The sequence below is a fragment of the Micromonospora deserti genome (assembly GCF_003236335.1).
Classification (GTDB): domain Bacteria; phylum Actinomycetota; class Actinomycetes; order Mycobacteriales; family Micromonosporaceae; genus Micromonospora; species Micromonospora deserti.
Genome location: NZ_POUB01000236.1, coordinates 1 through 9,308 on the forward strand (window position 1 = coordinate 1; position 9,308 = coordinate 9,308).

Genomic DNA, 9,308 nt, shown 5'->3' on the forward strand with positions numbered 1-9,308 from the left:
GGCGGATGGGGCGGATCCGTCGGGGTGGCGCTGCGCGGTGACGTGTCGAAGCTGGGGCCTGGCGACACGCCGTCGCGGCGGTGCGCGCCCAGGGGAGGGATGTAGGGATGCGGTGGGATCGCAGACGTGCGCAGACCGCACGGCAGCTGACCGATTTCGACTCGTCCGTCAACATGGTCCGGGCGCTCGGCCGGTTCCTCAGGGGCAGGGACCACCGGGCCATGTCGATCGGGCCCGGGTCGGTCCGACTGGCCGACGCACTGTCCGCGTTGCCCGGTTCGCTGCGGCGGCGGATGTTCCGATGGACCGGCGCGCTGCAGGGCATACCGCTGCACGCGGTCAGCCAGGTCGACGCCGATGACATCTCCTACTGGGCGACGCAGCAGTACCCGGCCGGGCAGTACCCGGCGCTGTTGATCGGCTCGGCCAGTGGAGCCGCCGTACACCTGGCGGCTGCTCTGCGCGCGCCGTACCTGCCGCAGACAACGCTCGTCGCGATCCGCGACCGGCTCACCCATCCCGACGACCCGGTCGGCGCCATGCGCGCCGTCGCGCCGCTGGCCACGCAGGTGGCGCGACGTAATCCGGATCTCGCCGTCTACCACATGCACGACCCGGCCCAGGACCGGCCGATGCTCGAAGCCATGGCGTACCTGCGGCTCAAGCGCCTGCGACTGGGCCGGACCTACGAGCGCTTCATCGAGGAGCGGCTCGAGCCGGGTGGCACCCTCATCCTGCTGGAATCCACTCGCGACTGGCGGGTGCGCACCCTCGCCGACCGGGCATACTTCCAGTTCGGATGCCTCGGTGGGGTGTCGGAGGACGAGTACCACGACAGCGGCGATCGGATCACCGACTATCTCGCCCGGGAAGGCTCGCCGTACCGCCGGTGGGAGCCGCCGCAACCGGACACCCGCCGGCCGGAGGCCGAGTGGGGTTTCGATCCCGCCCTCCGCTCCGACGTGCAGCGCCTCGCCGCGCGGCGTGGTTACCGGCTGCGAAGGATGGTCACCGTCGAGCCACAACAACTCAGCCCGCTCGTCGCGGACCTGTACCGGTGGTGGTACCACGAGCGCGGGCTGCCCGCCAACCGACTGCTCGCCGAGTCGTACGTGCAGTGGGACCCGCTCTGGGTACTCCGGCGGGCAGTGGTGCCCTTCTGGCTGCGATTCAACATGCGGGCGTCCTACGACAGTCTGCGGCGGTACCTCGACGGAACCGAGCCGTACGACGAGATCCACGTCAATCTGTTCTCGCAGGGCCTGTGGTCGCCTGGTGTCGTGCCCACCAACCAGTGGCGGGAACTTGCCAGCTCACGGGCCGAACGCTGGGGCGGCCTGATCGGGGTCGACGAGGCCGCCTATCCCGCGGACGTCGGAAGCAGCCTGCGCTACCAGCCCGCTTACCGCTCGCTGCCCGACCACCACTCGCTGCCACCGGCGCTTCAGGTCGAGGACATCGACCGGTTTCTGTCGACGGCTCCGGTGGGGCGGTACCCGGTCGACTGGATGTGAGCGGTGCGACGGCACCGGAGACGGCCGACGGTGGTGGCCGTACGACCGGCCGCCGGCGGGCGTGGCGCGGTCACGGTGCGAGCGGCTTCTCGAACCAGTGGTGGGCGTAGTGCTCGGTGTTGTACGGCTCGATCTCGCGGTAGCCGGCCGAGTGGTACATCGCGATCGCCTCGGTGAGGTTGCGGTTGGTGTCCAGCCGCACGGCGGTCCAGCCGCGCTCGGCGGCGTACCGTTCCAGCTCGCCCAGCATCCGCCGCCCGATCCCGAGCCCGCGTACGGCGTCCGCCACCCAGACACGCTTGATCTCGGCGGGTGCGTCGCGGTGGAGCTTGACCGCGCCGCAGCCGACGGGCTCGGCGTTGAGGGTAGCGAGCAGGAAGACACCGGCGGGCGGGACGAGGTCCTCGTCGTTGACCGCGTTGCTCAGTGCCGGCTCGAACCCGTCGTCGAACCGCCGCGCGACGTCCCGGGCGTAGGCCCGCACGCAGGCGCGAGCCCGCGGGTCACCGGGCGGGCACGGCTCGATGACCACCATCGACCCGATGAGCAGCCGTTCGACCTCGGCCATCGCCGCGACGAGCCGTTCGCGGTGGTGCTCGGTGAGCGGTCCGAGGATTGACCAGGCGAGTTCGTCGGAGCGCTTGTCCAGCTCAACCCACTCGGCCCGGCCGGCGTCGGTGAGCGCGGCGGCTCGCACCCGCCCATCGCCGCCGGCCTGGTCGGCTGGGCCGACGGTGACGAGCCCGTCGCCTTCGAGGGTGCGCAGCAGCCGGCTGAGGTACCCCGAGTCCAGCCCGAGCCGGGCTCGTAGTGCCGCGACCTCGGCACCGCCGGGGCCGATCTCCCACAGCAGACGTGCCTGCGCGAGGGGTCGTCCGCGGGCCATGTACTCGTCGTCGAGCGCCCCCACCCGCTGGGTGACCGTCCGGTTGAACCGCCGCACCGCGGCGATGAGCTCCGAGTTCATATACCTGACTTTAGTCAGGGATGCTGTGTCGCCGCCAGCCTCAGCTGGTTGTGGCGGCAACTTACGTTCCATTCCGAGCGGGCCCTCGGCGGCACGCATCCGGTCACACTCGGCGCCGCAGCCCAACCGGCCCATGCTGTGGTCAGTCGTGACCTGACGGTTTGTCACCGTGCCGGTTCGTGGGCTTGGCGTGTCATGGACGGGGGTCCTCACCGGCATACGAGGTGCAGCGTTCCCAGTGCCGCCACCACCGCAGCTCGTCGGGCTCACCGGCGGCGGCCACCAGCGCCTCGAGCAACCCGACCGGGTCACTGGTCGCGGCCACCCCGGTGGCCCTGACCAGGCGGCGAAGCTCAGCCCTGCGCTGGCGCATCACCTCACCGACCAGGGTCTTACCCGATTCGGTCAGGCCCAGCCAGGACACCCGGCGGTCCGACTCGCCCTGTCGTCGGGCAACCAGGCCGCGGCGGACGAGCCGATCGCAGGCCCGGGTGACGGTGGAGGGGTGGACGTGCAGTGCGACCGCGAGGTCGACGGTGCGCAGCGGCCCTCGGGAGGCGAGGACGACGAGGGCCCGGTACTGCGACAGGGTGATGTCGACATCGACGGTAGTGAGCGCGCCTGCCGTGACGCCGACCAGGGCGCGACTGAGCGCCGCCAGCGCGTCGACGAGCGCGGCGTCACCCGCCGTCGACGGCTCCTCCGCGCCCACGTACAGTTTCATCTGGCAATCATTGCACGGTTACACGCACCTCTTGGGGGGCACGATGCAGGCCACCGGCCGTGGGTACCTGCCGGCCGACCGTGCGGCCGGCTGGGAACGCCTGACCGCGCTGCCGTTGACCGCGCTGTCGTTGCTGTTCCTGGTGGCGTACGCCGTGCCCATCCTGTGGCCGGGCCTCAACCAGTCCTGGATCCAGGCCTGCCACGTCACCACCATGGCTGTCTGGGCACTGTTCTGGCTCGACTTCTGCGTCCGGTTCGTCCTGCACCCCGACCGCCGCCGGTTCCTGCGCGGCCACCTGTTCGACCTGGCCGTCCTGGCCCTGCCGATGTTGCGTCCACTTCGCGCGCTGCGGCTGGTCACGGTGGTGCTCAACCTCAGCCGGCGCACCGAGGTCTGGGTCCGCGGCCGGCTCGGTGTTTACGTGGCCGCCACCACCCTGCTCCTGGTGGTGGTCGCGGCCCTGGCGGCGCTCGACGCGGAGCGCGGCGCCCCAGACGCGACCATCACCAGCTACCCAAACGCCCTGTGGTGGGCGGCCGTGACCATCACGACCGTCGGCTACGGGGATTACTACCCGGTGACCGGCGAGGGTCGGATAGTGGCGCTCGGTCTGATGATCGGCGGCATCGGTCTGATCGGTTTCGTGACGGGCTCACTCGCCACCTGGATCGTCGACCGTGTCGCCGGCCGTGACCAGCAGCAGCAGGCGGCCACCGCTGAGGATGTCGCCGCGCTGCGGGCCGAGATCGCGGCGCTGCGCCGGCACCTCGAGGAACCGGCCGGATCGGCGCGTGACCGCCCGGCCGTGCAACCCGAAACCCCCGTGCAGCCGGTGACACCACCGTGACCGTTCCGGCCCGTCCGGACGCCGCCGCCGCAGCGACCGGCCGTGCAGCGAATGCGCGACCCGCTCGGATTCCCGACGGCGCTCGCCTCCACCGCTCTGGTGCTGCTCGTGGACGTCGCTGCCGCGACCCGCACCGTCCTGATCGGATTCCTCGCCCTCTCGCCCTCGCTCGCCGTCGCGGTCGGCCCTCAGCCGCTCCTGATCTCCCGCCCGCCGAGCCGCCGAGCAGGACGTCCGCGGCCGGCACGTCACCGACGTCGACGGCGATAGCCTGGGCAAGGTCGACGAGCTGCTCATCGACAGCGCGGAGCAGAAGGTCCGGTTCCTGCGGGTCGAGCACGGGGGCATCCTCGGATCGGTGCCACGGCCACGTTCATCCCCGCCGGACACCGGCGCACCTGGCAGGAGACACCACGCGTCGACGTGCGGAACCATCAGCTCCGGCAGGCACCGTCAGGGGCGTTCCCAGAAGTCGGGGCCGATGGGCTCCTGATAGTCGGACGACGCGACGAAGAAGCCCTCGTCGTCGACCTCGATGGGTAGTTGGGGTAGGGGCCGGTTCGCGGGTCCGAAGATCGGTTTGGCGTTGTCGGTGATCAGGAACTGGGACTGGTGGCAGGGGCAGAGCAGCCGGTTGGTCTGCTGTTCGAAGAGGCTGGCGGGGCAGCCGGCGTGGGTGCAGATCTTGGAGTAGGCGATGTAGTTGCCCCACATCCAGTCCTGCTTGCCGGCCTCCCGGTTGTTCTCCCGGGCGGTGAGGGCGTCCTCGGCGCGCAGGTGGATGAGGAGGGTGACGGAGTCGGCGTACTGGTTGCTGATGCCGTGGGGAATGCCAGGGAAAACCGTCACCTGCCCGCCGGCCAGCAGCTCCGAGGGCCGGACAGGCCGCCCGTCCTCGCGGACCAGATGGACGCGGGTGATGACGCCGTTGTCGTCGGCGGGGGCGAAGCCGGTCTGGAAGAGTTCGCGATCCTGGTGGGGGTCCCTGATGAGCCCGCCGATCAGGGGTGCGGCCACGATGGCGCCGACGGGGACGAGTCCGGCGAGCAGCGACACACCCAGCAGCGGACGGCGCTTCACGCCCAGTTCGTCGGCCATGTAGAGCATCGTCTGGCCGGTGATCCTCTGCTCGTCGGGGGAGACGGCGCCCTCGTGCCGGTCCTGGATCGACACCTCCTTGGGCAGCAGTTTCTTGCCCCACACGAGGACGCCGAACCCGATTCCCAGCAGGGAGACGCCCATGGTCGTGCCCAGCAGCGGGGTGTAGTACTCCTCGATCTCGCCGAGGAGCCGGTACCGCCACGGCCACCAGATGAAGACAACCAGGAAGGCGGTCGCGGAGAGTCCCGCGATCAGGAAGAGCGTGGCGACGATGCGGACCAGCCGCCGTTCGGCCTTGGAGCCGGTGGCGATCTGCGGCTCGTAGTGGACGATCTCGATGTCGTCGCGGCGCGCGCCCTCACGGACCACGTCGAACCGGGACAGCGTCGGGTCGTTCACGTCGACCGGCTGGCGATGCTGCTGCCTAGTGTGCTCGGTCATGACTTCCCCGCTATCCACAGGGTGGCGAAGACCAGCGCGACGATGCCCACCAGGAAGACCGTCAGCCCCTCGGTGGAGGGACCGTAGCGGCCCAGATTGAACCCGCCGGGATCGTGGTCGGACTGGATGACCTGCTGGATGTAGGCGATGATGTCGGCCTTCTCCTCCGGGGTCAGCGTGCTGTCGCCGAACACCGGCATGTTCTGCGGACCGCTCAGCATCGCGGCGTAGATGATCCGCTCGGTGGCGGGGTAGAGACTCGGGGCGTACTTGCCGGAGGAGAGCGCCCCGCCTCCACCGCCGAAGGCGTGGCACTGGGAGCAGTTGATCCGGAACAACTCGCCACCGCGGGCCAGGTTGGCCTCGTCGACCAGATCGTCGACGCGGTCGGGGACCACCGGGCCGCCACCGAGTTCCTCGATGTAGGCGGCCAGTTGGCGGACCTGCTCGTCGGTGTACAGCTCCGGCTTGCGTGCCGCCTGTGCCTCCTGCCGCGCCAGCGGCATCCGGCCGGTGCCGACCTGGAACTCGACCGAGGCGCCGCCGACGCCGATCAGGCTCGGCCCCCGGCCCTCGACGCCGCCCGCGCTGCGGCCGTGACACGTGATGCAGCCGTTGTTGAACAGCGCCTGGCCCTCGGCAGCGGCGCCGCTGAAGCGCGGTTCCTCCTGCGCGCGGGCGCCGGGGGCGAACACCGTGTACGCACCGCCGGCCAGGACCAGTGCCGCGATCAGCCGCAGCGCGGCGCCCACCCGGCGTGCTGTCCTGCCGGGCCGGACGCCTCGCCGGAGTCTGGCGAGGCCGGGTCGGCGTGGGGGATCAGGCGTCATCGCACTCCTCGGTCGCTGGGTACGGCGAGGCGGCACCCTGAGACGCCCCGGTGACCGCATAGTCCACTTCCGCACGGTATTAGGATTCGATGATCGTTGTGTCGTCTTCGTACGGCAGGCGTCCCACCGACGCACGCGCCCCACCCAAACGCCTCGTGGGGAGACACGTCCGGAGCCGCTGGCGCGCCGTGGCGGCCGGTGGGTGGGGGGCGTCGGCGATCTCAGCGACGTGGCCGCGGTCATGCTGGCGACCGACGGAAGTCTGAGCGTGATTCCCCGCAGCGGGTGTGGTGACGGCAGCAGTCTCGCCGATGTGGTCGATCTCGACCGATAGCGGACGCCATGGACCGAAGCGGGAAATACCAGCCTATCGGGGGACCTCGCGGGTGAACGGGCGTGACGCCGGCATGGGATCCCTATCGTCGCTGTCTGTATGTGGAGGTGAGGAATGCCGGAGAGTCCCGTCAAGGACAAGAACTACAACCTGATCAACATCCTGCACCTGTCGTTGGAGAACGCCTGGCGAATGGAGACGTTCATCTCCGACGCCGAGCGGGAGGGCGACACGGAACTGGCCGACTGGTTCCGCAAGATCAAGGAGAACAGCAAGAAGGCCGGCGAACAGGGCAAGCGGATGCTTGCCAGTCGCCTGCAGAACGAGGGGGCCTGAGCCGGCGTCGACCAGGGCCATGACCAGCAGCGCCACGATCAGCCGCGGCAGCGAGCAGCGGTGTTGCCGCCGAGTCCGGCCACGGTGGGACAGGCCGGCACCGGCATCCATACCGGCCGGGAGTTCGCGGGGACGGCCGGCCCTTGTCGCCGCGGGTACCGCGACGAGCTGCGAACTCGACGCGGTCACTCCCTGGCTGCGCGTACGGCTTCGGCTGCCTGTTTTATCGGTGGGGAGACGGTGTCGGGGTGACTGCCGGTGACGTGACGCAGGCGCGGAGCGTGGACGGGATTCTGGAGGCGGTCTGGGACGCCAGGACCGCCGGCGGCCGCCTTGTCAGCACCGTCGTCCTGATCGTGCTGGCGGTGGTCGTCGCCGTCGTCGCCGGGCGCCTGGCGACGCACCGGGTGGAGGACACCGGCAACCGCTACTACATCCGCAAGGCGGTCCACTACCTCGCCGCCGCGGCACTGCTGTTCGCCCTGGCGCTGCTGTGGCGACCCTTCGCCGGCCGGGTCGGTGTGGTGCTCGGCCTGCTCGCCGCCGGTCTCGCCCTGGCGCTGCAGGAGGTCATCGGCGCCTTCGCCGGATGGATCAGCATCCTCATCGGCCGGCAGTTCCGGGTCGGCGACCGCATCCAGATGTGCGGCGTACGCGGAGACGTCCTGGACATCACTCCGTTGCGCACCCGGATCCTGGAAAGCGGTTCCTCCTCCGACCCCGAATCCTGGATCCGGGGCCGCCAGTACACCGGCCGGGTGGTATCCCTGTCGAACCGGTTCGTGTTCACCGCCCCCGTCTACAACAGCAGCGCCGTCCTGGACCACCTGTGGGAGGAACTCACCCTGCCCGTCCCCTACCAGGCGGACTGGCGCCTGGCGGAACGCATCCTCCGCGAGGAGGCCGAGGCGATCTCGAACACGGCTGAGGCGCGACAGGCGATCGACCAGATGCGTCACCGCTACCCGGTGGCCGAGGCGGAGGTGGAACCCCGGGTATTCATCCGCGCCACACCGAACTGGGTGGAACTCTCCGCCCGGTTCGTGGTGCCCGTCCGCGCCGCCCGGCAGGTCAAGGACCAGGTTACCCGGCGGGTGCTGGAGCGCTTCGCCGAGCACGGCCTGCGGGTGGCGTCGATAACCCAGGACATCACCCTCCGTGGCCGTCACGCCGTGCGCGACGGTGCTGAGCACCACGACGAGGCTGCCGGCGGTCCAGAGCCGGGGATCGCGTGCCCCCTCCTCCGCGCTGTAGGCAAGGTAGAACAGCGCCGACACGCCGACCGGGCCGAACCACCCCAGGAACACCACGTCCCGCCACGGCATATTCAGCGCCGGCCGCAGCGCCAGCACGACCGGCAGGCGGCGCAGCAGGAGCACCGCGACCGCGAACGCGAACGCGAGCCAGCCCAAGTCGAGCCAGTCTCGCCACGGCACCTCGACGCCGAGCAGGAAGAACAGGGGCAGCACCAGGTATCGGGTCAGCGCGTCGTCCAACTCCTGCTCCGACGCCCGGGACTCGTCGCCGATCACTCCGTTGTAGGCCAGCCCGGTGAGGAGCACCGCGAGAATCGCGTCGGTGTGCAGCACCCGGGCGACTCCCAGTGCCGCGACGCCGAGCACGACCGCGAAGATCAGCAGGGAGCCGCCTTCGACCTCCTCACGAGCCTCAGCCGCTTGGACCGCCCGGCCGGCCGCGTATCCGATCACCAGGCCGACCAGCACCGCACCCAGCACTCCCCACAGGGCCTCACGGACCTGACCGCCGGCCGAGCGGGGGACGGCGGCGATGAGCGCGAGGACAACGAAGGCAAAAGCGAGCCCGTCGTTGGCGCCCGACTCGCCACTGATGGTGCAGCCTCAAGGGCCGGACCGCGGCGGGCGGTCCGGCCCCGGCTCGGAGCGGGATCGTGGTCAGAGCAGTCCGTCGGTGAGGCCGAACGTGCCGCTGGTGGATGCGGATGCGTCGGCGTCGGCGTTGCCGGAGACACCGCCGCTGACGCCGCCGCTGGCGCTGCCGGAGATCCCGCCGGAGACGCCGCCGGTGATGCTGCCAGTGAGGTCGCCGGTGATGCTGCCGCTGGCGCCGCCGGTGAGGTCGCCGGTGAGGCTGTTGGTGAGGCCGTTGGTGTCGCCGGTGAGGGAGTCGACGGTGCCGGTGACGCCGGAGAGGGTGGTGTCGACCTGGCCGGTGACGCCGCCGAGGGTGTCG

8 protein-coding genes and 3 pseudogenes are annotated in these 9,308 nt (G+C 70.6%); 5 read left to right on the forward strand and 6 right to left on the reverse strand.

Annotated elements, in window-relative coordinates; all coding sequences use genetic code 11:
* The first annotated feature begins 107 nt into the window (after nt 1-107).
* Entirely contained in the window at nt 108-1,514 is a 1,407-nt protein-coding gene (locus C1I99_RS24870) for a hypothetical protein (RefSeq protein ID WP_111136618.1), read from the forward strand.
* A 70-nt stretch (nt 1,515-1,584) separates the two neighbouring features.
* Here C1I99_RS24870 and C1I99_RS24875 read toward each other — a convergent pair whose 3' ends face one another.
* A complete protein-coding gene (locus C1I99_RS24875; protein ID WP_111136619.1) occupies nt 1,585-2,481 on the reverse strand; it encodes a bifunctional helix-turn-helix transcriptional regulator/GNAT family N-acetyltransferase in 897 nt (298 codons plus the stop codon).
* Between the two features lie 193 nt (nt 2,482-2,674).
* Nucleotides 2,675-3,205 carry a MarR family winged helix-turn-helix transcriptional regulator gene (locus C1I99_RS24880; RefSeq protein ID WP_111136620.1) on the reverse strand — a complete coding sequence of 177 codons (531 nt, stop codon included), beginning with the start codon at nt 3,203-3,205 and terminating at the stop codon, nt 2,675-2,677.
* Nucleotides 3,206-3,248: 43 nt separating this feature from the next.
* On the opposite strand from C1I99_RS24880, the gene C1I99_RS24885 reads away from it, so the two are divergent.
* Both C1I99_RS24885 and C1I99_RS24890 read left to right on the forward strand, forming a co-directional pair.
* On the forward strand, nt 3,249-4,055 hold the full coding sequence (locus tag C1I99_RS24885; protein ID WP_111136621.1) for a potassium channel family protein: 807 nt from the start codon (nt 3,249-3,251) through the stop codon (nt 4,053-4,055).
* A 289-nt stretch (nt 4,056-4,344) separates the two neighbouring features.
* Complete coding sequence (locus C1I99_RS24890; RefSeq protein WP_233512698.1) at nt 4,345-4,548, forward strand: hypothetical protein; 204 nt, start codon at nt 4,345-4,347, stop codon at nt 4,546-4,548.
* Here the strand turns inward: C1I99_RS24890 and qcrA are convergent.
* Together qcrA and qcrC are read right to left on the reverse strand one after the other, a co-directional pair.
* Nucleotides 4,509-5,597 carry a cytochrome bc1 complex Rieske iron-sulfur subunit gene (gene qcrA / locus C1I99_RS24895; protein ID WP_111136622.1) on the reverse strand — a complete coding sequence of 363 codons (1,089 nt, stop codon included), beginning with the start codon at nt 5,595-5,597 and terminating at the stop codon, nt 4,509-4,511. The two genes, C1I99_RS24890 and qcrA, sit on opposite strands and share 40 nt — an antisense overlap.
* Nucleotides 5,594-6,427: a cytochrome bc1 complex diheme cytochrome c subunit gene (gene qcrC, locus C1I99_RS24900; RefSeq protein ID WP_111136623.1), complete on the reverse strand. Its 834-nt coding sequence runs from the start codon at nt 6,425-6,427 to the stop codon at nt 5,594-5,596. The genes qcrA and qcrC overlap by 4 nt, the downstream gene beginning before the upstream one ends.
* A 448-nt stretch (nt 6,428-6,875) precedes the next feature.
* Here qcrC and C1I99_RS24910 point away from each other — a divergent pair, with 448 nt between their 5' ends.
* Nucleotides 6,876-7,097 (forward strand): hypothetical protein, encoded by a 222-nt coding sequence (locus C1I99_RS24910; protein WP_111136624.1) that lies wholly within the window; start codon nt 6,876-6,878, stop codon nt 7,095-7,097.
* Between the two features lie 524 nt (nt 7,098-7,621).
* Nucleotides 7,622-7,732, forward strand: a pseudogene (locus C1I99_RS35055) (hypothetical protein); the annotation flags it as partial.
* Nucleotides 7,733-8,269: 537 nt separating this feature from the next.
* On the opposite strand, the pseudogene C1I99_RS35060 reads toward C1I99_RS35055, so the two are convergent.
* Together C1I99_RS35060 and C1I99_RS34195 are read right to left on the reverse strand one after the other, a co-directional pair.
* Nucleotides 8,270-8,947, reverse strand: a pseudogene (locus C1I99_RS35060) (cation:proton antiporter domain-containing protein); the annotation flags it as partial.
* Between the two features lie 63 nt (nt 8,948-9,010).
* Nucleotides 9,011-9,308: pseudogene (locus C1I99_RS34195) on the reverse strand (hypothetical protein); the annotation flags it as partial.